At 66.3% G+C, this 23,147-nt stretch carries 20 protein-coding genes; 6 read left to right on the plus strand and 14 right to left on the minus strand.

What is annotated here, in order from left to right; translation table 11 throughout:
- The first annotated feature begins 59 nt into the window (after positions 1-59).
- Together ABH915_RS16675 and ABH915_RS16680 are read left to right on the plus strand one after the other, a co-directional pair.
- Positions 60-710, plus strand: coding sequence for an amino acid ABC transporter permease (locus tag ABH915_RS16675; RefSeq protein WP_018773814.1), 651 nt, complete (start codon positions 60-62; stop codon positions 708-710).
- A complete protein-coding gene (locus tag ABH915_RS16680) occupies positions 707-1,543 on the plus strand; it encodes an amino acid ABC transporter permease (protein WP_018773813.1) in 837 nt (278 codons plus the stop codon). Before ABH915_RS16675 ends, ABH915_RS16680 begins: the two co-directional genes overlap by 4 nt.
- 108 nt (positions 1,544-1,651) lie before the next feature.
- Here the strand turns inward: ABH915_RS16680 and dapE are convergent, their stop codons facing one another.
- Positions 1,652-2,749: a succinyl-diaminopimelate desuccinylase gene (gene dapE / locus ABH915_RS16685; RefSeq protein ID WP_370125030.1), complete on the minus strand. Its 1,098-nt coding sequence runs from the start codon at positions 2,747-2,749 to the stop codon at positions 1,652-1,654.
- 210 nt (positions 2,750-2,959) lie between these two features.
- On the opposite strand from dapE, the gene dapD reads away from it, so the two are divergent.
- Together dapD and ABH915_RS16695 are read left to right on the plus strand one after the other, a co-directional pair.
- Positions 2,960-3,970 (plus strand): 2,3,4,5-tetrahydropyridine-2,6-dicarboxylate N-succinyltransferase, encoded by a 1,011-nt coding sequence (gene dapD / locus ABH915_RS16690; protein ID WP_026266496.1) that lies wholly within the window; start codon positions 2,960-2,962, stop codon positions 3,968-3,970.
- 164 nt (positions 3,971-4,134) lie between these two features.
- On the plus strand, positions 4,135-4,932 hold the full coding sequence (locus tag ABH915_RS16695) for a hypothetical protein (RefSeq protein ID WP_370125031.1): 798 nt from the start codon (positions 4,135-4,137) through the stop codon (positions 4,930-4,932).
- Between the two features lie 83 nt (positions 4,933-5,015).
- Here the strand turns inward: ABH915_RS16695 and ABH915_RS16700 are convergent, their stop codons facing one another.
- The 5 genes from ABH915_RS16700 to fdxA all read right to left on the minus strand — a co-directional run bounded on the left by ABH915_RS16700 (position 5,016) and on the right by fdxA (position 9,566).
- A complete protein-coding gene (locus ABH915_RS16700; protein WP_370123360.1) occupies positions 5,016-5,627 on the minus strand; it encodes a hypothetical protein in 612 nt (203 codons plus the stop codon).
- A gap of 47 nt (positions 5,628-5,674) precedes the next feature.
- Positions 5,675-6,358 (minus strand): TetR/AcrR family transcriptional regulator, encoded by a 684-nt coding sequence (locus ABH915_RS16705; RefSeq protein ID WP_370123363.1) that lies wholly within the window; start codon positions 6,356-6,358, stop codon positions 5,675-5,677.
- Between the two features lie 208 nt (positions 6,359-6,566).
- Positions 6,567-7,850, minus strand: coding sequence for a citrate synthase (locus ABH915_RS16710; RefSeq protein WP_018773807.1), 1,284 nt, complete (start codon positions 7,848-7,850; stop codon positions 6,567-6,569).
- A gap of 228 nt (positions 7,851-8,078) precedes the next feature.
- On the minus strand, positions 8,079-9,227 hold the full coding sequence (gene dapC, locus ABH915_RS16715) for a succinyldiaminopimelate transaminase (protein WP_370123367.1): 1,149 nt from the start codon (positions 9,225-9,227) through the stop codon (positions 8,079-8,081).
- A 12-nt stretch (positions 9,228-9,239) separates the two neighbouring features.
- A complete protein-coding gene (gene fdxA / locus ABH915_RS16720) occupies positions 9,240-9,566 on the minus strand; it encodes a ferredoxin (RefSeq protein ID WP_026266493.1) in 327 nt (108 codons plus the stop codon).
- A gap of 150 nt (positions 9,567-9,716) precedes the next feature.
- Here fdxA and ABH915_RS16725 point away from each other — a divergent pair, with 150 nt between their 5' ends.
- Positions 9,717-9,965: a hypothetical protein gene (locus ABH915_RS16725; protein ID WP_370123371.1), complete on the plus strand. Its 249-nt coding sequence runs from the start codon at positions 9,717-9,719 to the stop codon at positions 9,963-9,965.
- 577 nt (positions 9,966-10,542) lie between these two features.
- Here the strand turns inward: ABH915_RS16725 and ABH915_RS16730 are convergent.
- The 3 genes from ABH915_RS16730 to typA form a co-directional block, all read right to left on the minus strand.
- Positions 10,543-11,352, minus strand: coding sequence for a type IV toxin-antitoxin system AbiEi family antitoxin domain-containing protein (locus ABH915_RS16730; RefSeq protein WP_370123374.1), 810 nt, complete (start codon positions 11,350-11,352; stop codon positions 10,543-10,545).
- A gap of 394 nt (positions 11,353-11,746) precedes the next feature.
- Positions 11,747-12,133 (minus strand): hypothetical protein, encoded by a 387-nt coding sequence (locus ABH915_RS16735; RefSeq protein WP_370123377.1) that lies wholly within the window; start codon positions 12,131-12,133, stop codon positions 11,747-11,749.
- 27 nt (positions 12,134-12,160) lie between these two features.
- Positions 12,161-14,089, minus strand: a complete 1,929-nt coding sequence (gene typA / locus ABH915_RS16740) for a translational GTPase TypA (RefSeq protein WP_018773801.1) — start codon at positions 14,087-14,089, stop codon at positions 12,161-12,163.
- Between the two features lie 282 nt (positions 14,090-14,371).
- Between typA and ABH915_RS16745 the strand changes: the two genes are divergently transcribed.
- On the plus strand, positions 14,372-15,325 hold the full coding sequence (locus ABH915_RS16745; RefSeq protein WP_370123380.1) for an SGNH/GDSL hydrolase family protein: 954 nt from the start codon (positions 14,372-14,374) through the stop codon (positions 15,323-15,325).
- A 150-nt stretch (positions 15,326-15,475) separates the two neighbouring features.
- Here the strand turns inward: ABH915_RS16745 and ABH915_RS16750 are convergent, their stop codons facing one another.
- The 5 genes from ABH915_RS16750 to ABH915_RS16770 form a co-directional block, all read right to left on the minus strand.
- Complete coding sequence (locus ABH915_RS16750; protein WP_370123383.1) at positions 15,476-17,221, minus strand: ABC transporter ATP-binding protein; 1,746 nt, start codon at positions 17,219-17,221, stop codon at positions 15,476-15,478.
- Positions 17,222-17,232: 11 nt separating this feature from the next.
- Positions 17,233-18,228, minus strand: a complete 996-nt coding sequence (locus ABH915_RS16755) for an ABC transporter permease (RefSeq protein WP_370123386.1) — start codon at positions 18,226-18,228, stop codon at positions 17,233-17,235.
- Positions 18,218-19,147 (minus strand): ABC transporter permease, encoded by a 930-nt coding sequence (locus ABH915_RS16760; protein WP_018773796.1) that lies wholly within the window; start codon positions 19,145-19,147, stop codon positions 18,218-18,220. The genes ABH915_RS16755 and ABH915_RS16760 overlap by 11 nt, the downstream gene beginning before the upstream one ends.
- A 223-nt stretch (positions 19,148-19,370) precedes the next feature.
- Positions 19,371-21,011: an ABC transporter substrate-binding protein gene (locus tag ABH915_RS16765; protein WP_018773795.1), complete on the minus strand. Its 1,641-nt coding sequence runs from the start codon at positions 21,009-21,011 to the stop codon at positions 19,371-19,373.
- Between the two features lie 304 nt (positions 21,012-21,315).
- Complete coding sequence (locus tag ABH915_RS16770; protein WP_370123390.1) at positions 21,316-23,142, minus strand: dipeptide ABC transporter ATP-binding protein; 1,827 nt, start codon at positions 23,140-23,142, stop codon at positions 21,316-21,318.
- Positions 23,143-23,147: the final 5 nt, after the last annotated feature.

A 23,147-nucleotide genomic window follows, 5' to 3' on the forward strand; every position in this document is an offset into this window, starting at 1 on the left:
CCGGCGGCCGCCACTCCCGTCTTTCGCCTGGAATCCCCTCAACGCAGCTGAAGGAACTTATGGACGTCATCATTGAAAACCTCCCCCAGTATTGGGACGGTTTTCTCCGAACCCTCTTCCTGTCCCTGGTCTCGGGGATTATCGCCTTGATTTTCGGTACCGTTCTGGCGGCCGCCCGCGTCTCGCCCGTTGCCGCGCTGCGCGGCTTCAGCATGGTGTACGTCGAGATCGTCCGGAATACCCCGCTGACCATCGCATTCTTCTTCGCGGCGGTGGTTCTGCCCCGCCTCGGCGTCACGTTCCAGCAGTTTGAGGTCGCCGCCATCATCGCCCTGAGCGCCTACACCGCGGCCTTCATCGCCGAGGCCGTGCGCTCCGGCGTCAACAGTGTCCCGGTGGGCCAGGCGGAGGCCGCCCGCAGCATCGGCATGAAGTTCAGCCAGGTGCTCTCCCTGATCATCCTGCCGCAGGCCCTGCGCACGGTGATCCCGCCGTTGATCAACATCCTGATCGCCCTGGTCAAGAACTCCTCTGTAGCCGGCGCGTTCTATGTGCTCGAACTCTTCGGCCAAGGCAAGCAGCTCGCCAACGCCAACGGCGACGCCGTCATGTGGGTTCTGGTCGGCGTCGCATTCTTCTACCTGCTGATAACCATCCCGCTTGGCTACCTCGCCAGTGTCGTTGAACGAAAGGTGGCAATCGCGCGATGAGCTCTGTTCTCTACGACGTCCCAGGCCCCAAGGCCCGCCGGGTTTCGCTGATCGGTTCCATCATCGGCGTCATCGTGATCGGCGGCCTTCTCGTCCTGGCGGTCATGACCCTCGCCCAGCAGGGAATCTTCGACCCCAAACGCTGGGCGGTCTTCCAGCTGCCCGAGGTCTGGGCCCTGATCGCCGCCGGCATCGGCGCCACGCTCGCCGCCGCGGCGGTGGCGGCCGTGATTGCCTTCCCGCTGGGCCTGCTCCTGTGCCTGCTGCGCATCTCGGACAACGCCTGGGTCAGGGTGCCCACCCGGGTCGTGCTGGAATTCCTGCGCGGCATGCCCGTGGTGCTCATGATGCTGTTCGTGCTGCTCGTCTTTGCCACCAGCTCGTTCGTCGCGGTCGTGGCCGGCCTGGTCCTGTACAACTCGGCGATTTTCGCCGAGATCATCCGCGCCGGCGTCCAGTCGCTGCCCAAGGGCCAGCGTGAGGCCGGCCTGGCGATCGGCCTGACGAGCTTCCAGTCCCGGCTGACCATCGAGCTGCCGCAGGCCATCCGGCGCATGCTGCCGTCGCTGGTCGCACAGCTCGTGGTGCTGCTGAAGGACACGTCGCTCGGCTACATCGTCGCCTACGGCGAGCTGCTCCGGGCTGTGCAGGTCATGGCGGACTTCCTGGGCCCGCAGTACCTGTTCCCGGTGTTCTTCGTGGCCGCGGCCATCTACATCGCGATCGACCTGGCAGTCTCCCGCCTGGCCATCTGGCTCGAACGCCGCGGCTCCAAGCGGGCCGCCGGCGGCGTGGCGCACGTGCCGGTCGCCGGGATTCCGGCCGCCAAGTAAAACCGTCCCACCCGCAAAGGGTCCGGAACCTCTCGGAGGTTCCGGACCCTTTGTACGTTGCGCCCTATTTCCAGGCGTAGCGACCCGCGTGTTGTGTCCTGGGCGCTGCTAGGCGCTGAGCCAGGTCCGCAGGGCCCGCAGGCATTCGCGGATGGCGTCCGCCTCGACGTGCTCGTTGTCCTTGTGCGCCAGCAGCGCATCGCCGGGTCCAAAGTTCACCGCGGGAATGCCCAGTTCACTGAAGCGTGCGACGTCGGTCCAGCCGTACTTGGGCTTCGGCGCCGCGCCGACGGCGGCGATGAAGGACGCCGCCGCGGGGTGGTGCAGCCCGGGCCGCGCGCCGGCCGCGCTGTCGGTGCGAACGACGTCGAATCCGTCCAGCAGTTCGCGCACGACGGCCTCGGCCCCGTCCGGGGTCTTGTCCGGCGCGAAGCGGTAGTTGATTTCCACGACGCACCGGTCCGGAATGACGTTTCCGGCCGTGCCGCCGTGGATCTTCACGGCGTTGAGGCTTTCGCGGTAGTCCAGGCCGTCAACCGTCACGGTCTGCGGTTCGTACGCCGCCAGCCGGGCCAGGATCGGGGCCGCGGCGTGGATGGCGTTGCTGCCCATCCAGGCCCGGGCCGAATGTGCAGCCTCGCCGTTGGTGGTCACCTCGAAGCGGCTGGTGCCGTTGCAGCCGCCCTCCACCGTCCCGTCTGTCGGCTCGAGCAGGATCGCGAAGTCTCCGCCGAGCAGGGATCCGTGATTGCGCACCAGACGGCCCAGGCCGCTCTTCACGGCCTCGACTTCCTCATGGTCGTAGAAGACGAACGTGACGTCCTTGCCTGGCTCCGCCCCGCCGTCGAACACGGTGGCCGCCAGCGCCAGCTGCACGGCGACGCCGCCCTTCATGTCGGTGGCGCCGCGGCCGTAAAGGATCCCCTCTCCCGGGGCCCCGGAAGGCCAGTACGCCGGCACGGTCCCGAGCGAGCCCTCGGTGGTGGGCAGCGGCACGGTGTCCAGGTGGCCGGCAAGGATGACGCGCTCGGGGCGGCCGAGGTTGGTGCGGGCGATGATCGAGTCGCCGTCGCGCACCAGTTCCAGCTGCGGCACCTGGCGGAGGGCATGTTCCACGGCGTCAGCGAGCATCGTCTCGTTGCCGGAGACGCTGTTGATGTCAATCAGGGCGGCCGTGAGCAGGGCAACGTCCTGGCGGAGGTCCAGACGGACCGGTGTACGGACGGGGACGCTGGCGGTGGCGCTGGCAGGGGTGCGCGGGTTCGTGGGGGTCACCGTCCCACTTTATCTGTTTGCCTCCCCGTCCCAACTGACTCGCAGCAGGCGCCGTTTACCGTCGCCCAAGGGGCCCCGCTGCGGGTCGGTCGGGGTGTCATGAGTTTCAGCGCCCGAGGGGCCTCTCGTTAGACTTGGGCCATGACTGAATCTGCTGCTTCCGCTGTGCCCACCGACGCCCGCTCTGCCTTCGGCTACGGGGTGGCCACTGTGTCCACCCGCAACGGTGACGCCACCGTGCTGGACGTATGGTTTCCGGCGCCGGCGCTCGGAGTCGCCGCGGCGAACCTGCGCGACGTGGAGAACGCGGACCAGTCGCTGATCGACATCGCCGCAACCGGCATCGACCCGGACCGCGGCACCGAGCAGAAGGTTGTCTTTGCCCAGATCAACCTGGACGAAGCACCCGCGGACACGGCGGACGCCTACCTTCGCCTGCACCTGCTCTCCCACCGGCTCGTCCAGCCCAACACCATCAACCTTGACGGCATCTTCGGCAAGCTCCCCAACGTGGTGTGGACCAACTTCGGCCCCGCAGCCGTGGAGGACTTCGAGCTGACCCGGGCGCGCCTGCGCAAGCGCGGTACCGTCACCGTGTTCGGTGTGGACAAGTTCCCGCGCATGGTGGATTACGTGGTTCCCTCCGGCGTCCGGATCGCCGACGCCGACCGGGTCCGGCTCGGTGCGCACCTGGCCGAGGGAACCACCGTCATGCACGAGGGCTTCGTGAACTTCAATGCCGGAACCCTGGGCACCTCCATGGTTGAGGGCCGGATCTCGGCCGGCGTCGTCGCCGGTGACGGGTCCGACGTCGGCGGCGGGGCCTCGATCATGGGAACCCTCTCCGGCGGCGGCAAGGAAAAGATCGCCATCGGTGAGCGGGTCCTCCTCGGCGCCAACTCCGGCGTTGGCATCAGCCTCGGCGATGACTCCGTGGTGGAGGCAGGGCTCTACGTCACCGCCGGCACACGCGTCCGTGTCATCAGCCCGCGGGATGCCGAAGGCGAAGACACCAGCCGGGTCGTCAAGGCCGTGGAGCTTTCCGGGGTTCCGAACCTGCTCTTCCGCCGCAATTCCGCCACCGGCGCGGTCGAGGCACTCCCCCGCAAGGGCCAGACCGTGGAGCTCAACGCGGACCTGCACGCCAACTGACCGCACCGGCTGGTACGGTATGGCGGGCGGCGAAGACCGCGCGGGCGGCCCAAGCCGCCCCGACGAAAAAGCCGATGACGCAGCCCGCTGGGGCCTGAGGGAGTATTTTCGTGGCACGACGAGGGAGCTGGCGGCGCCGGATCGTCCTTCTGCTGACCCTTGCGATGGTCGCGGGCGCCATCTACACCGCGGTGGCGTTCCTGCAGCGGTCGGAGACGTTGATCACCGAACGCTGCACGGCCGCGGGCAGCGGGGGCGATGACCTCGCCACCGACCAGGCGGCCAATGCCTCCCTCATCACCGCCGTCGCGGTCCGGCGGGGGCTTCCCGCCCGGGCCGCCAGCATTGCGCTGGCCACCTCGATGCAGGAATCCAAACTGCGCAACATCGGCCATGGTGACCAGGCCGGTCCCGACTCCCGCGGATTATTCCAGCAGCGGCCGTCCCAGGGCTGGGGCACCACGGCGCAGGTGATGGACCCGTACCACGCCAGCAACGCGTTCTACGATGCGCTCGTCGAGGTCTCCGGGTACGAGTCGCTGGAGATCACCGTTGCCGCCCAGCGCGTCCAGCGCTCGGCGTACCCGGAGGCCTATGCCCAGCATGAGGTCATGGCCCGCGCCTTCGCCGCCGCCCTGAGCGGCCAGACGCCCGCAGGCCTGGACTGCTCGCTGCGCTCACCCGACGCCGCCGGGGATCCTGCCGCCGTCACCGCGGGGCTGACCGCTGCGCTGGGTGACGTCCCGGCAACCACCACCGGCCGGACACTGCTCGTGGAGGCCGAAGGCACCCAGGCCTGGGCTGTGGGTCAGTGGGCGGTGGCCAACGCCAAGGAGCTCGAAATCACCAGCGTGGAGGTCGACGGCCGCGCCTGGAACCGGCAGTCCCGCGACGGTTGGCAGCCGGCACAAGTCCCGGCCGGCCAGGTCAGGGTAACCGTCGCCGACACGCCCGGCACCTGACCCCCTGCCGGGCGGCCTGCCGCCACCGGGGCCTGTTTTCACCGGGCGCTGCCGCCACCGGGGCCAGTTGCCACCGGGCGGCCTCAGACGAGCAGATCGACCACCGGCTGCACGTAGCTGCGGAACAGCTCCGGCTGGGACAACAGCTCGCGGCTCATGATGATCTTGTCGGGCTCGAGATACCAGGCCCGCGGCTCCGCAAGCGGGAGCTCGATGATCGTCAGGCCGAAATCCTTTGAAGCGCGTCCCACGTCAAGCAGGCGGTCCTCCACCATGTCGGCCAGCAGCTCGTTGTTGCCGTTGGCTTCGCGCTCCGCTTCGAGGGCCTCGTATTCCCCGAGGCGTTCCCGGGCCCACGTCAAAGCGGCCCCGAAATGGGCCTGCAGCACGCGCCGGAGGGCCGGCGAATTACTGAACGCCCGGAAGCCCGGCGGGGAGAGCTCGGGAGACATTTCCGGGTGGGCCTTCAGCAGCTGTTCCCACCAGGCCTCCCATTCGGTCTTAAGCGCAGCCGGGCCGCCAACCTCGGCGATCAGGTGCGAGTGGTCCGAGGCGCGGATCTTTGGTGTCGCGTGGCAGAGCGCCGGGTGTCCCGCAGTGTCCAGTCCGGCGGCGTCACGAACGTAGAGGGCAATGAGCATGGGACCAGAAGTATCCATCGTGATCCGCCAGCCAGGTCCGCCGGTGTGGTGCATCCAATTGCCTCCTTGGCAAGACGTACGATCTCAGTCTATTCCTGTTGTTATGAGGCGGTAACGGCTGGCTGCCCGGCCGCCAGCCGGCGGTTCAGGCCCTCCAGATGGGCTTCGAGCACATCCTGGCACATCAGGGCCGTCATCCACTCGGGCTGCAGGAGGGCGTGCATCGTCAGACCGTCCAGGACTGCCAGTAACAGTTCCGCTTCGGTGACCAGCACCTGCTGCTCGAGGCCGGCTGCGTCATTGGCGTCAGCGGCGGCATCGACAGAAGCAGCCCCCGCCAGGCCCAGGATGAGCCCGCCCACGACGGCGGCCACCGCCCGGTGGCTGCGGTCGGCCTCCGTGGCCAGGAACTGCCTTGTCCGGGCGGCATTCTTGAAGGCCATCCAGACGCAGGCATCAACCGCCCGTTCCTCGTCCAGCGGAAGAAACTCACCCAGCAGCGCCAGGACGGCCGCATGCTGCTCCCCTGACCCCGGCGGCGTATCGCCCAGACGGGAGTCCGCGTCGGTGAGGCGGCCGACGATCCGGTCCACCACCACCGCGAACGCGTGGGTCAACAGCTCGTCGCTGCTGGCGAAATAGTGCCGCACCGAGCCGACGGCCAGCTGCGCTTCATCTGCGACTTCCCGCAGCGAGGCCCGCTCGAGACCATCCGTTGCGATGATCCTGAAGACTGCGTCAACTATTTCCTGGCGCCGGATTACGGCGTCGACAAATTTAGGCACTGGTCTTTTTTAGCACGTCCGTGCCGCTGCCGCCCCGGGGCACACCGGTTCCACCGGGGACGTGGCGCGGGTCACATCGGCGCGGATCTCAGCGGCGCGGCTCACAGCGGGTGAGCCCCTAAGAACGACGCCGGCCGCGCACCTCAGCAAAAGGTGCGCGGCCGGCGTCGTACTGTCTATCGCGCGTGCGCCGTGGCCGGCGGGCGGGCTACAGCGACGGGTAGTTGCGTTCCGGCTCGCCGACGTAGAGCTGGCGCGGGCGGCCGATCTTGGTGTTGGGGTCGCTGATCATCTCGCGCCACTGGGCGATCCAGCCCGGCAGGCGTCCGATTGCGAACAGCACGGTGAACATCTTCTCGGGGAAGCCCATGGCCTTGTAAATCAGGCCGGTGTAGAAGTCCACGTTGGGGTAGAGCTTGCGCTGGATGAAGTAGTCATCGCCCAGGGCTTTCTCTTCAAGGCGCATGGCGATGTCGAGGAGCTCGTCGTTTCCGCCGAGCTTGCTCAGGACCTCGTGGGCCGTGGCCTTGATGATCTTGGCGCGGGGGTCGTAGTTCTTGTAGACGCGGTGCCCGAAGCCCATGAGGCGGACGCCGTCTTCCTTGTTCTTGACCTTCTCCATGTAGTCCTCGGGCTTGACGCCGTCGGCTTGGATCTGGCGCAGCATCTTCAGGACGGCCTCGTTGGCACCGCCGTGTGCGGGACCGAAGAGGGCGTTGATGCCGGCGGAGACGGAGGCGAACAGGTTCGCGTTCGAAGAGCCGACCAGGCGGACGGTCGACGTCGAGCAGTTCTGCTCATGGTCAGCGTGCAGGATCAGGAGCAGGTCCAGGGCCTTGGCGATGACCGGGTCCACCTCGTACTGCTCGGCTGGCAGGCCAAAGCTCAGGCGCAGGAAGTTCTCCACCAGGTTCATCGAGTTGTCCGGGTACAGCATGGGCTGCCCGATCGACTTCTTGTGGGCGTAGGCGGCGATGACCGGCATCTTGGCCATGAGCCGGATGGTGGAAACCTCCACCTGCTCGGCGTTGAACGGATCCAGCGAGTCCTGGTAGAACGTGGAGAGCGCCGACACGGCCGAGGACAGCACCGGCATCGGGTGGGCGTCACGGGGGAAGCCGCTGAAGAAGCCCTTGAGCTCCTCGTGCAGCAGGGTGTGGTGGCGGATCCGCTGGTCGAAGGATTCCAGCTCGGTGGGGGTCGGCAGGTTGCCGTAGATCAGCAGGTAGGAGACTTCCAGGAAGCTCGAGTGCTGGGCCAGCTGTTCGATCGGGTAGCCGCGGTAGCGCAGGATGCCGGCGTCACCGTCGATGTAGGTGATGGCCGAGGTGGTGGCCGCGGTGTTCATGAAACCGGGGTCGAAGGCGACGGCGCCGGTCTGCTTCAGCAGCTTGGAAACGTCGTAGCCTTCGTTCCCTTCTACAACCTTGATGCGCGGGAGTTCGAGTTCGCCGCCGGCATGGCGCAGGGTTGCGCTGGTGGTTTCAGTCATGGAGTCTCCTCATGAGGCATCGGGGCCTCTGTCGAAAGCTGGTCCAACATCTGGTGAAGCTGCCCGCGGATCCTGTGCGGACAGGATTTCCAAAGGCTGCGCTGCCTTCTTGTGGAAAGCCACCATTGATCGTCAGTTAAAAAGTACCTTCACTTCGCGGGTGGCACTAATCCGGGGGGTCTGCAAAGCGCCAAAAACGCGCCACATGTGGTACGCGTCACAGCATTGTTACGCTTCCGGGGCCAGCCGCGACACGGCGGCGTCGATCCTTTCGTCGCTGGCGGTCAGCGCCACCCGGATGAACCCGTTGCCGGCGTCGCCGTAGAAGACCCCGGGGCCGACGACGATACCGCGGTCCGCGAGCCGGCCCACGGTGTCCCACGTCGCCTCGCCTGCGGTGGCCCACAGATAAAGGCCAGCCCTCGATTCATGGATTGTCAGGCCAAAATCCTCCAGCGCGGGCACGATCCGTTCCCGCCGGCCCCGGTATAGGTCTTTCTGGGCCTGGACGTGGGCGTCGTCGCCGAGGGCCACGCGCATCGCTTCCTGGACCGGATAGGGAACGATCATTCCGGCGTGTTTGCGGCTGTTGACCAGGTTCGCCATGATCACCGGGTCGCCGGCGACGAATGCCGCCCGGTAGCCGGCCACGTTGGACTGTTTGCTCAGCGAATAGACGGCGAGCAGGCCATCGTGGGAGCCCTCCGCGACCCGGGGATCCAGGATGCTGGGGACCGGGGCGCCGCCGCGCTGGACGTCCCACTCCCCCCAGCCGAGTTCGGCGTAGCATTCGTCGGACGCGACGACGGCGCCGAGTTCGCGGGCCTGGCGGACGATCAGCCGCAGCGACGCAATGTCCCGCACGCTGCCGGTGGGGTTGGCCGGTGAATTGACCCAGACCAGGCGCACACGGGCCCGGGTGCCGGCGTCGAGCTCGTCGAGGTTGTCGGCGGCGACCTGCTCCGCACCGGCGAAAGTGGCCCCGATGTCATAGGTGGGGTACGCAACCGTGGGGCGGACGACGACGTCGCCCGGCTTCAGACCGAGCAGGAAAGGCAGCCACGCGACGAGTTCCTTGGAACCGACCGTCGGCATCACATGCTGCGGATCGAGCCCGGGGACGCCGCGCCGGCGCGCAAACCAGCCGGCGATGGCCTCCCGCAGGGCCGGCGTCCCGTGGACTGTGGGATAGCCGGGGGCGTCCGCGGCGGCGCGCAGCGCCTCCTGGATCAGGTCCGGCGTGGGGTCCACCGGGGTTCCGATGGAAAGGTTGACGGCTCCCTCCGCGTGCCGGACTGCCGTTGCGAGATACGGCGCCATGGCCTCCCACGGGTAGTCGGGCAGGCTCAGGCCGAAGGTGCGCACCGCGGATGTCACCGTAGCGCCGTCCTAGTTGTCTTGGTTCTGCGGCGGCAGGGCGGCGATCATGGGGTGGTCGGTGTGGGTGTTCCCGACCTTCGCGGCGCCGCCCGGGGACCCGAGTTCGTCGAAGAACTCGACGTTGGCCTTGTAGTAGTCGGCCCATTCTTCGGGGGTGTCATCCTCGTAGTAGATCGCCTCCACGGGGCAGACCGGCTCACAGGCACCGCAGTCCACGCACTCGTCGGGGTGGATGTACAGGGAACGCTCACCCTCGTAAATGCAATCGACGGGGCACTCCTCAATGCATGCCTTGTCTTTGACATCTACACACGGCTGCGCGATTACGTACGTCACGTCCCTGGCCTCTCCACGTTGGTTCCGGCGACCGGCCGGATGATTTCCAGGCCCTGAGCCGGGCTGCTGACTTCTGAGCCTATTATCTCCCAGCCTGTTCCCGCGAACCTAGCCGGACGTCACACAGGCTCCGCGTCTTACTATGATCTGATGAGCTCGCCTTTGCCCTTGCCCCAGCAGTTCCTCGCCGCCGCCCCGCTCGGGACCCGCGTTGTGGTCCGGTACAGGATCGATGGCGGCCTGACGGATGCCCTCGGCGAGCTCGTGAACCGCGCCGACGGCGTGTGCACCGTCCGCACCCGCCGCTCCGACGTCGTCATCGCACTGCCCCTTGTAGTGGCAGCCAAGGAAGTCCCGCCGCCCCCCCCGCGCCGCGCCCCGCGGGTGCAGGCGCCCTGACCCGAGCTTCCGGGGTGGTCGCGTCGGTGGTCGCGCCAAGTGGACATGCCCTCCGCACCACCCGACCGTTGGACATGCCCTCCCCTGCCGGCCAACCACGCACAGGCCCAGCCCCGCCCCCGGCCACCAATGGACATGCCCTCCCCTGCCGGCCAACCACGCACATGCCCAGCCCCACCCCCGACCACCAATGGACATGCCCTCCCCTGCCGGCCAACCACGCACATGCCCAGCCCCACCCCCGGCCACCAATGGACATGCCCTCCCCTCGCTGCTGGAGATGGACATTTCGGCGCCATGCTCATCGCCGCCAGCCAGCGTGGGACATGTCCATTGGTGAATCGACGGAGCAAGGGACATGTCCGGTGGCGGACTAACGGAACAAGCGACATGTCCGGTGGCGGACTAACGGAACAAGCGACATGTCCGGTGGCGGACTAACGGAATAACGGACATATCCAGTGGCGAATCGACACAGCACGGACAATTCCACAGAGGAGGCTCGGCGCGGTGCAGGATCACGATGGAGTGCCGAGGCGCATCGCAAGGCCCACGAAGCTCGGGGTGGAGTCTGACTCTAGGCGGCGGCAGCCAGCCTGTTCAGGGCTTCCTGGACCATGGTGATGAAATCCTCGGGATGGTCCCTCAGCAGCGGGTACGTCACAACAAGTGTCGGGATTCCCCTGCGCGTGGTGACGTTCCACCGCCGCCGGTCTTCCTCGAAGCTCGCCTTGTCCATGTGGAATCCGGCCCCGTCAGTCTCGATGCCGAGGCGGCCATCGACCATCAGGTCCAGGTGTCCCATCCCCGGAACGTTGACCTGCGATTCAACATGGAAGCCGGCCCGCCGCAGCAGGAATCTGGCCAGGCACTCAATGAGCGACTGCGACTGCGGGACAATCGCCGACACGATCCGGCGCTCCCGGGAGTCGTTCCGGCCATCGAGCCGCTGACGCAGCGAACCTAGCGGGAGCCCCTTCAGCACGACGGCGGATTCGGCGATGATCAGCCCGTCAGGTTCGGGTAAGCAACGCAAGCATTGGATGACCGTGTCTAGGAGAGTGGGTGGCACGGAAGCGCGGTGGCAGACGAAGCCCTGGTAGCTCCTGCTGTGGGTGAGGGCTACATGCGGCCGGGCCGGGGCGTTGAGAACCCACAGCCCGCTGAAGTGGGCCGCGGTGACGCACGCGGGCTCCGCTGGAAGCGAGCGAATGGAAATCAGCTGCGCGTCCGCACCGGGCAACGCGTAGACGCCGCGGGCCACCCGGGACACGGTTCCCGAGGCCATCGCGGACTTGAGCTGAAAGTCGGAGACCCCCGCGGCCGTGATGTATTTGGCGCGGGCGACGCCGTCGTAATTCGAGAGGACCTCGATGATGTTGGCCATTCACCCATGGTGGGGGCCGCACTCTGCGCCCGGATAGTCACATCCCGCGCTATGTGGAAAACTGCACCGACCGGTCAGGATCGCGAAAGACTCGGCCGCCGCCAGCGGCTGGACATGTCCCTCGCGGCAGTCCAAGGCCGGACATGATGCCATTGTGCCCACTCGGGCGAACGAAAAATGGGCATGTCCCCGGACGGGATGGGTGAGCTGGACTGGCCCAATCATAAGGACTGGACATGTCCCGGGGACGAGCTCTGCGCCGGACATGATGCCATTGTGCCCACTCGAGCCAACGAAAAATGGGCATGTCCCGCGTGGGGAGCAGGGGCAATGGGGCCCCGTCCTAGCCAGTCATCACCCGTTCTGGCCAGTCATCACCCGTCCTGGCCAGTCATCACCGGTCCTGGCCGGTCGGCCTCCTGTAGCGCCGGCACCAGGCGAGCATGGCCACGGTGATGCCTGCGATGCCGAAGACCCAGATATTGCCTGCGGCGTCGCCGATGACCAGGCGCTTGCCCGCTTCCAAGGTGGACCACCAGCCGGTCAGCGCGTAGCAGAGAACTCCGCAGGCCGCCGTCGGGACGACCGAACAGAACGCCGCCCCCAGCCACAACTGGACCGAGCCCAGCAGCACGAGGGCCGCGACGGCGCCCCACGGGAGCTCCACGCCGCCCAGGACCAGGTCGTGGCGGTGCAGGGCGGTGCCGGCCAGGGCAACAAAAAGAGCTGCCGGCACGGCGGCGGCAATGCCGCCTGCCGTACCGGCAGCTCTCTTAGTCACGTTGTGGCGGAAGCCCGGAGACCGGGATCAGACCTTGGCGCGGGCGCGGTTGGCCTTGGCACGCTCGTTGGTGTCCAGGATGACCTTGCGGATGCGGATTGAATCCGGGGTAACCTCAACGCACTCGTCTTCGCGGGCGAATTCGAGGGACTCTTCGAGGGTCAGGTCGCGCGGCGGCGTCAGGTTCTCGAAGGTGTCCGAGGAGGCTGCACGCATGTTGGTGAGCTTCTTTTCCTTCGTGATGTTCACGTCCATGTCGTCGGCGCGGGAGTTCTCGCCGACGATCATGCCCTCGTACACCTCGGAGGTGGGCTTGACGAAGAAGGAGCCACGTTCCTGCAGGTTGATCATGGCGAACGGGGTCACAACACCGGCGCGGTCGGCGATCATCGAACCGTTGGTGCGGTACTCGATGGGGCCGGCCCACGGCTCGTAGCCTTCGGAGATGGAGGCGGCGATGCCGGCGCCGCGGGTGTCCGTGAGGAACTTGGTGCGGAACCCGATCAGGCCACGGGCCGGAACGATGAACTCCATGCGGCACCAGCCGGTGCCGTGGTTGGCCATGTTGGTCATGCGGCCCTTGCGGGCGGCCATCAGCTGGGTGACGGCGCCGAGGTACTCTTCGGGCACGTCGATGGTCATGTGTTCCATCGGCTCGTGGACCTTGCCGTCGATGGTCTTGGTGACCACCTGCGGCTTGCCGACGGTCAGTTCAAAGCCTTCGCGGCGCATCTGCTCGACCAGGATGGCCAGTGCAAGCTCGCCACGGCCCTGGACTTCCCAGGCGTCGGGACGCTCGGTGGGGAGAACCTTGATGGAGACGTTACCGATCAGTTCCTTGTCGAGGCGGTCCTTGACCTGGCGGGCCGTGACCTTGGCGCCCTTGACCTTGCCGGCCAGCGGCGAGGTGTTGATACCGATGGTCATGGAGATGGCCGGGTCGTCAACCGTGATCAGCGGCAGCGGCTGCGGGTTCTCGGCGTCGGTCAGGGTCTCGCCGATGGTGATTTCCTCGATGCCGGCAACAGCAACGATTTCTCCGGGGCCGGCGGATTCCGCGGGAACACGGTCCAGTGCCTTGGTGGCCAGCAGTTCGGTGATCTTGACGTTCTTCAGCTCACCGTTGGCACGTGCCCAAGCGACGGTCTGGCCCTTGCGCAGGGTGCCGTTGTAGATGCGCAGCAGCGCCAGGCGGCCCAGGAACGGGGAGGCGTCCAGGTTGGTGACGTGCGCCTGCAGGACACCGTTCGGGTTGTAGGTCGGGGCCGGGATGTGCTCGATGATGGCCTGGAAGAGCGGCTCGAGGTCCTCGTTTTCGGGGGCGCTGCCGTCGGCGGGCTGCTCGAGGGAGGCGCGGCCGACCTTGGCGGCGGCGTAAACAACCGGAACGTTCAGGATCTTGTCCAGGTCGAGGTCCGGAACTTCGTCGGCGAGGTCCGAGGCCAGGCCCAGGAGCAGGTCCATGGACTCGTGGACAACTTCTTCGATCCGCGCGTCGGGGCGGTCGGTCTTGTTGACCAGGAGGATCACGGGCAGGTGCGCGGCGAGGGCCTTGCGCAGCACGAACCGGGTCTGGGGCAGCGGGCCCTCAGAGGCATCGACGAGGAGGACGACGCCGTCGACCATGGACAGGCCGCGCTCGACCTCGCCACCGAAGTCGGCGTGGCCGGGGGTGTCGATGACGTTGATGGTGATGGTTTCGCCGTTGGAGGACGGTCCGTTGTAGGCCACCGTGGTGTTCTTGGCCAGGATGGTGATGCCCTTTTCGCGTTCCAGGTCACCGGAGTCCATGACGCGGTCTTCGAGGTGGTTGTGCTCGGCAAAGGAGTTGGTCTGCTTGAGCATGGCGTCGACCAGCGTGGTCTTGCCGTGGTCAACGTGGGCCACGATCGCGACGTTGCGCAGGTCACTGCGCGATGCAGTGGCTACCGCGGTGTTGGTGGTGGTTTCAGACATGCGTTATTGCTCGATTCAGTGGTGAAGTCAGCTGTGGTATCGCGACATTTCCAACCGGAACGCACGACAGATAAGTCCCTTTGGCACAGGGCACCTACTACCATTCTAAACGCTAGGTCATTTATTGGCCTAAAATGCGGATCGGCGACCGGCGGCCCGGCCGTCGCCAGAGCGTGACGGGCGCACGGAAGTGGTCTGTTACGTGTGAGTAAAGTCACTGGATTTTCCGGGGCCCATGCACCATCATTGCTCTGATAGCAGCAAGCAAGCCCGGAGACATTCATGCGAAACGCCTCGGCCCTGTCCCGCTTCGTCGCAATGATGATCGCCACCGGCGTGGTTCTTGGCGGCTGCGGGCAGGCCTCGTATTCACCTGCGCCCGACTCGGGCTCTTCCGAAGTCGGCTCTTCCGACGCGGGATCTTTGGGCGCGCCACTGACCGGCGGCGGGTCCGGAGCGGCCATCGGCGCGGGAGTGCCGGTCGCGGCCGGATCCGTGGCGAAGACACGCATCGGGTCCACCATCGACCCCGCCACCCTGCCGAGCGGCTCGACCTACCGCAATCCTGACAACGGCCGCAACGAGATCATCGTCAAGGACACCAGCAACATCGCTGTGCTGATTGGCGACTCACAGTCGGAACCGGCCTATGGCTGGCCCAGGCAGGGTCTGGCCGCGGCTGGGTACAAGGTCTTCTTCTGTGGCCGGGGCGGCACCGGTTTCGTGGCGTCCAACGGCAAGACCGGCAACTACATTGACGCGCTTCAGCGCGGCGACTGGAAGCTCCCCTACGGCGCTCCTCCCCTCGTGGTGATCGAAGGCGGCGGGAACGATGCCGCACGGGGCGCCTCCGACGCGCAGATCGTCGCCAACGCGGAACGGCTGATCGCGAGCATCCAGCAGCGTTACCCCGCGGCCCGGATACTCATGGTGGGCACACTCGGGCGCGGCGCCCACTACGGCGGAGGACGCCGGAGCGAGGTGGACGCGCTTCTGGGGCGGGTGGCGGACCGTCACGGGCTGCCGTTCGTCAGCGCGGGCGACTGGCTCACCCGGTACAACCTGACAGGCTCGATGGCGGACCGTGTCCACCTGAACCGGCAGGGCCACGCGGCCCTGGGCGCCGTTTTCGGCCAGCGGCTGCAGTCCATGGGGTTTGACTACGCTGACCCGGGCATGCTCGCCGGCTTGTCCCACTACGCAGGACGGGCCGCTGGCGCCGGGTTGTCCCACTAGCGCAGGACGGGCCACTAGGCAGGACCGGCCACTGCGCAGGACCGGCTCCAGTTCCGGACGGACCACAGCACAGCAAAGGAGCCGGTGTCCGCCCCCAAAGGGGAGGACACCGGCTCCTCTGCTGCCAACTGCTGCTGGCGGCGGACTCGTTCAAGCCCTACGGAAGGCAGCCGCTCTGGCCACGTCCATTTCCGGCGGCAGCATGAGGCCGGCGCCGGGGATGGCGTTGAGCAGCGCCCGGGTGTAGTCCTGCTGGGGCGACTCGAAGACGTCGTCCGTTGAGCCCGTTTCCACGAGCTTGCCCTTCTCCATGACACACACGCGGTCGGCGATCTGCCGGACCACCGCGAGGTCGTGGGTGATGAACAGGTAGGTCAGGCCGAGCCGGGACTGCAGTTCGGCGAGCAGGTTCAGCACCTGCGCCTGCACCAGGACATCCAGTGCCGAGACAGCCTCGTCGCAGATGATCACTTCGGGGTCCAGGGCCAGGGCGCGGGCGATCGCGACCCGCTGGCGCTGACCGCCGGAGAGTTCGTTGGGGTACCGCTGCATGGTGGACTGCGGCAGTGCCACCTGGTCCAGCAGTTCCCGGACCTTCTTCTCACGGCTGGCCTTGTCCCCGATCCTGTGGGTCCGCAGCGGTTCCTCAATGGTCCGGAAGATGTTGTACATCGGGTCCAGCGAACCGTACGGGTCCTGGAAGATCGGCTGCACCCGGCGCCTGAAGGCGAAGAGCTCTTTGCTGTTCAGCGTGGAGGTGTCCACGCCGTCGAAGATGATCTTGCCGGAGGTCGGCGTCAGGAGGTTCAGGACCATCTGCGCCACTGTGGACTTGCCGGATCCCGACTCCCCCACGATCGCCGTCGTGGTTCCCCGCTTGACGTTGAAGGAGATGTCGTCGACGGCGGTGAAGTCCGTGGACTTGCCCAGGCCCGAACGCAGCTTGAAGACCTTCCTGAGGTTCTGGATCTGCAGGACGTCGTCGGACTTGGCCGGCTCAACCACGCCGGTCTCGCCCGGGGCGAGCATGTCGTCGGTTTCCACGCCGAGTTCCTTGGCGGCCTGGATGCGCCGGGACGCCAGCGACGGTGCCGAGGCGACCAGCCGCTGGGTGTATGGGTGCTGCGGGTTCTGCAGCAGCTCCAGCGAGGGCCCGGATTCGACAACCTGGCCGCGGTACATGACCACCACCTGGTCGGCACGCTCGGCGGCGAGGCCGAGGTCGTGCGTGATGAGCAGCACCGCGGTGCCCAGTTCCGTGGTCATCTTGTCCAGGTGATCAAGGATCTGGCGCTGCACGGTCACATCGAGCGCCGACGTCGGCTCGTCCGCGATGAGCAGGCGCGGCTGGCAGGCGAGCCCGATCGCGATCAGCGCGCGCTGGCGCATGCCGCCGGAGAACTCGTGGGGGTACTGCTTTGCGCGGCTTCCGGCGTCGGGCAGCCCGGCCTGGGACAGGACCTTGGCGACGTCGTCGGGGCCGCTCGGCAGTCCGTTGGCCTTCAGCGTCTCGCGGACCTGGTCACCGATCTTCCACACCGGGTTGAGGTTGGACATCGGGTCCTGCGGGACCATGCCGATGCTGTTGCCGCGGAGTTCGATCATCCGCTTTTCGCTGGCGTTGGAGATGTCCTCGCCGTCGAACAGGATCTGGCCTGTCGTGACGCGCCCGTTGCCCGGGAGCAGGCCGATGGCAGCCAGCGCGGTGGTGGACTTGCCGGAACCCGACTCGCCCACGATCGCGACGGTTTCGCCCGGCATGACGGTGAGGCGGGCGTTGCGGACGGCGTTGACCTCGCCGTTGCTGGTGGTGAACCCGATGGCCAGGTCCTTGATTTCAAGCAGCGGGCGCTCAGTGGCGTACCCAGCTTCCTGGAAGTCAACAGAGGCGCTCATGGTGTCCCCTTTCATCGCTTGCGGGCTTTGGGATCGAGCGCATCACGCAGGGCGTCGCCCAGCATGATGAAGCTCAGGACGGTGATGGACAGCGCGATGGCCGGGTAGAGCAGCGGCATCGGGTTGGACCTGAGCGAGGCCTGCGCCGCCTGGATGTCGTTGCCCCAGGACATGACGCTGGGCGGCAGCCCGATGCCCAGGAAGGACAGCGTGGATTCGGCCACGATGAACGTGCCCAGGGAGATAGTGGCCACGACGATGATCGGGGCCAGCGAGTTCGGCATCACGTGGCGCATGAGGGCGCCGAACTTCGAGACGCCCAGCGAGCGGGCGGCCGTGACGAAGTCGGCGTTGCGGACCTCGATGACGGCGCCGCGGGTGATGCGGGCAATCTGCGGCCAGCCGAAGGCAACCAGGATGAGCACCAGCGTCCAAACCGTCCGGTTCGTCCGGAACATCGGCAGCTGCATGAGCACGATCGCGCCCAGGATCAGGGGCAGGGCGAAGAAGATGTCATTGATGCGGGCCAGGACAGAGTCGATCCAGCCGCCGTAATAGCCGGCCACGGCCCCGAGGATGCCGCCGATCAGCAGCACTCCGATGGTGGTGAAGAGGCCCACCGTCACCGAGGACCGCGTACCGAAGATGACGCGGGCGTAGACGTCGCAGCCCTGCTGGGTGAAGCCCAGCGGGTGGCCCGCGGCGGGGCCCGCGTCGGAGTTGGCCAGCTGGCAGGCCTCCGAGGTCGGGTCGATCTGCGAGAAGAATCCCGGGAAGACGGAGACCGCGACGACCACCAGGATCAGGAACGCGGAGATCAGGAAGAGCGGCTGCTTGCGCAGGTTCTTCCACGCCTCGCCCCACAGGCTCAGCGGTGCGGCTTCGTCCTTGACCCGGTCCGTTACCTGGAGCGGGGTCTCGGAGACATCGGCCACGAAGTGCTCGGTCCGGCGGACCGGGCGGCGGGAATCGGAGTGCCGTGCGGTGGTGGTGTTATCAGGAGTCATAACGGATCCTCGGGTCAAGCCAGCCGTAAAGCAGGTCAACGAGCAGGTTGGAGAGGCAGTAGATCAGCACCAGGACGGTGACGATCGAGACCACCGTGGGCCCTTCCCCGGACAGCACGGCCCGGTAGAGCCGGTTGCCTACGCCCGGGACGTTGAAGATGCCTTCCGTGACGATTGCCCCGCCCATCAAGGCACCGAGGTCGGCACCCAGGAACGTAATGACGGGAATCAGGGAGTTGCGCAGGATGTGGACGCGGACCACCTGGAACCGGGAGAGGCCCTTGGCGGTGGCAGTGCGCACATAGTCGGCGTTCATGTTTTCGATGACTGACGTGCGGGTCAGGCGCAGGACATAGGCGAACGATCCCAGTCCCAGCACGATCGCCGGCAGGATGAGGTCCGGGATGGTCGCCGCGGAGCTGACGGTCGGCTTGGCCCAGCCGAGCTGGACTCCGATGGTGAACTGCAGCAGGAAGCCGAGGACGAAGATCGGGATGCCGATCACGACCAGGGACGCGACCAGGACGGTGGCGTCGAAGAGCTTGCCCTTGCGCAGGCCGGCGATGAGGCCGAAAACGATGCCGAAAAAGGCCTCGAAGATCAGTGCCATGATGGCCAGCCGCGCCGTGACGGGGAAGACCTCGCCGAGCACGGCGGCGATGGGGCGTCCGGAGAAGTCCTGGCCCAGGTCAAACGTGAAGATGCTCTTGAGGTAGAGCAGGTATTGCATCCAGAACGGCTGGTCCAGGTGGTACTGCATGCGCAGCTTGGCTGCCACCGCCTCGTTCACCGGCTTGTCGCCGAACAGGGCCACGATGGGGTCACCGGGCAGGCTGAAGACCAGGAAATAGACCAGCAGTGTTGCGCCCAGGAAGACGGGAATCAGTTGTAGGAAACGCTTGAGGATGTATGTCGACATCAGCGAGTCACACCCTCGTTGGCAGGCATCCTGTCCAGGGATGCGGCGGAGTTGTTCATCAAAGAACCTTTTCACTATGGATGCAGGCCGGCGCCGGTTCACTCACGGCGGCAGGGCTGCGAAAAGTTCGCCCGAAAGAGCCGGGCATCAAGAGAATAAATGGAGGGGAAGCACGACGACGGCGGAGGCCCCAGTATGGGCGGCCCCCGCCGTCGTTTTGTTGTTACTTACCGGTTACGTTGTAGTACAGCGGGACGCCGTCCCAGCCGTAGTCGACGTTGGTGACCTTGTCGCTCCAGCCGCCCTGGGCAACCTGGTACCACAGGGGGATGGCCGGCAGGTCCGTCAGGAGGATCTCCTGGGCCTTGTTCATGGCCTTGTTGCCGTCGCTGACCGACGCGGCGTTCAGGCCGTCAGAGATGGCCTTGTCGAACGTCGGGTTGGCGTAGCTGGCGTCGTTGGAGCCGGCACCGGTCTTGTAGATCGGGCCGAGGAAGTTGTACAGCGACGGGTAGTCTGCCTGCCAGCCGGCACGGATGGAGCCAGTGAGGGTCTTGGCGGTGGCGTCGTTGCGGGCTTCCTTGAAGGTGGCGTACGGCTTGCCTTCAACCTTGATGCCGAGCGTGTTCTTGAGCTGGTTGACTACAGCCTCAACCCAGGCCTTGTGTCCGCCCTTGTCGGCGTTGTAGGCAATGGTGAAGGTCTTGTTCGCGTCCCACTTCTGGATCGCGTCGGCCTTGGCCCAAGCTTCCTTGGCCTTGTCGGCGTTGAAAGTCAGGTTCTCAGCTCCGGCGATCGAGTCGCTGTAGCCGTCAAGCACGGGGGCCGTGAAGTCCTTGGCAGGCTGGCGTGCGCCGTTGAAGATCACCTTGGTGATCTCTTCGCGGTTGATCGCCATGGAGATCGCCTGGCGGCGGAGCTTGCCGGCCTCGCCGCTCCATTCCGGCAGGTATTCCGGGATGGCGATGGTCTGGTTGCCGGCGTACGGCTTGTTGATGGTGCGGTCGCCGAGGTCAGACTTGAAGTTCTTCAGCGCGCTGGTCGGGATCGTCTGCAGGATGTCCAGGTTGTTGGACATCAGGTCCTGGTAAGCGGAGTCGTCGTTCTGGTAGATCTTGAACGTCACGCCGGCGTTCTTGGCCTTGCGCGGGCCGCTGTAGTCCGGGTTCGGAACGAGCTGGATCTGCACGTTGTGCTGCCAGCCGCCGTCCGCGAGCTTGTACGGGCCGTTGCCGACCGGCTTCTCGCCGAAGCCCTTCGGATCCTTCAGGGCACCGGAGGGAACCGGAACAAACGCGGTGTAGCCCAGGCGAAGCGGCCAGTCAGATTCCGGCTGCTTGAGTTCCACGGTGAACGTCTGGTCGTCAACGACCTTCAGGCCGGACATGGTCTCAACCGTGGAGCCTTCTGCGCTGGCTTCGTCGTAGCCCTTGATGCTTTCGAAGAAGCCACCGCTGAGCTGGGCGTTCTTGGCTGCGGCACCGAAGTTCCAGGAATCGACGAAGGACTTGGCCGTGATGGCTTCGCCGTTCGTGAACTTCTGGTCCTTCTTGACCTTGATGGTGAAGTGCTGGCCGTCCTTGCCTTCGATGGACTCGGCGAGTTCGTTGACCGGCTTGCCGCTGGGGTCGTAGCTGACCAGGCCCGCGAAGATCATGTCGATGACCTTGCCGCCGCCGACTTCGTTGGTGTCGGCGGGCATGAGGGGACGCTGGGGTTCGGAGCCGTCGGCGAGGATCACTTTGCTGGTGTCGCCGCCGGTACTGCCGCTACCGGTCGCGGAGCCGCTGGCACCGCATCCGGTCAGGGCGAGGGCGGCGATAGCCACCATGCCCAGTGCTTTGGAAGTGCGCGAAAAACGCATTCCGCCTCCTATGAGTTGTGGGAGTTCGTGAGGGAAAAACTTATGCTTCCCCGTAAGCAGGCACAGGGGTATCCCCTGTGACGTGGCCTACATATGGAAGTAGCCTAGCCCTAAACCGTCCAAATGTTGGAACCCTGTTGCCAAACCGTGATCCGACAATCTCATGACGATTAACGTCAAGCGGAGTGTATTTCAAGTCACACGCTACCGACTGGTAGTATTCGCCCGCCGTGTGACCTGGGTTACCCGCGGTTAACTGGAATCCGCCGGGTTTCCCCCCATTTTCCTGCCCTGCGGATAGGCCTCAGCTCGCACCGGACAGCAGTTGCGCGCGCAGTTCGCGGCGCTCGCGCTGCTTGTCCGGATCAGGCAGCGGAACCGCCGCCAGAAGCCGCTGGGTGTAGGGTTCCTGGGGGTTGCGGAGGATCTGGTCCCGGGTCCCCTGCTCTACGATCCTGCCGCGCTGCATGACACAGATCCGGTCCGCGAGCACGTCGACCACCGCGAGGTCGTGGGTGACGAACAGGCAGGCGAAGCCCAGTTCCTTTTGCAGGTTCTGGAACAGATCGAGCACCTTGGCCTGGACGGAGACATCGAGGGCGGAGGTGGGCTCGTCGGCGACCATGAGCTTCGGCTTGAGCGAAAGGGCACGGGCGATCCCCACGCGCTGTTTCTGCCCGCCGGAGAGCTCGTGCGGGTAGCGGTTGCGGTAGTTCCGCGGCAGCTCGACCTGGTCAAGGAGCGCCTCGATCCGTTGCTGCAGTTCGGCGCCCTTCGCGGCCTTTGCCAGGAACATCGGCTCCCCGATGCTTTCCCCGATGGGCAGCCGGGGGTTAAGGGACGACGACGGATCCTGGAACACCATGCCGACATGCCGGCGCATCTCGTGGAGCTGCCGGCCGTTCCTCTTGGCAGCGGAAATGTCCTGCCCGACGACGCGCATGGTGCCTGCCGCCACCGGCAGCAGCCCGACGGCGGCCCGGCCGATGGTGGTCTTGCCCGAACCCGACTCGCCGACGAGGCCGACCACCTGTCCGGGATAGATGACCAGGTTGGCCCCTTCCACGGCACGGAAGGCCGGCACCCGGCCCTGTTTCGGGTACTCGATGGCGACATCGGTAAGCTCCAGGACCGGCTCCCCCTTCGGTTTGGCCGCCTCGGCCGCGGCCAGGGCGGCGGCGTTTTCGCGCTCGCGCCGGATCAGCTCGTCTTCCGGAATGGACAGGATCTCGACGTGGGTCGCGGCGGCGAGGGCGGCGGTGACGTCCACGTCCGCCGCGGAATCCGCGCTGCCCTGTCCCAGGTGAGGGACCGCAGCCAGCAGCGCCCGGGTGTACTCGTGCTGCGGGTTGTGGAAGATCTGGGCTGCCGTACCTGTCTCCACGATGACGCCCCTGCGCATGACCGCGATCCGGTCGGCGAGGTCGGCCACCACTCCCATGTCGTGGGTGATGAGCACAATGGCACTATCCAGTTTGTTCCGCAGGTTGCGCATGAGGTCAAGGATTTCGGCCTGGACAGTCACATCGAGGGCCGTGGTCGGCTCATCGGCGATGAGCAGCTTCGGGTCGCAGGAGAGCGACTGCGCGATCATGGCGCGCTGGCGCTGGCCGCCGGACAGCTGGTGCGGGTACGACCGGAAGGCCTTCTCCGGATCGGGCAGTTCGACAAGTTCCAGCATCCGCAGGGCCCGGAGCCTCGCTTCTTCCGGGGAAACTTCATTGTGCAGACGCACAGTTTCCACAATCTGCGACCCCACGGTGTAGACCGGGTTCAGGGCCGTCATCGGCTCCTGGAAGATCACCGCGACGTCCTTGCCGCGCACGGCGCGAATATTGTTCTCGTTGGTTCCCAGCAGCTCACGGCCGGCGAGCTTGACACTTCCTGTCACACGGCTGTTACTCGGCAGCAGGCCAAGCAGAGCCATCGAACTGGAGCTCTTTCCGGACCCGGACTCCCCCACGATGGCGAGCACTTCGCCGGCCCGGACCTCGTAGTTCAGGCCGATCGCGGCCGGGACCCATTTCTTGTCCACACCGAAATCCACGCTGAGGTCCCGGACCTCCAGGACGGTTTCACCTTTGCCAGGCACGGGTGAGGCCGGCGGATCGAGGGTGATGAAGTCAGTCATGATGG

Origin of the sequence: Arthrobacter sp. MW3 TE3886, from assembly GCF_041262145.1 — a bacterium.
GTDB lineage: Bacteria > Actinomycetota > Actinomycetes > Actinomycetales > Micrococcaceae > Arthrobacter.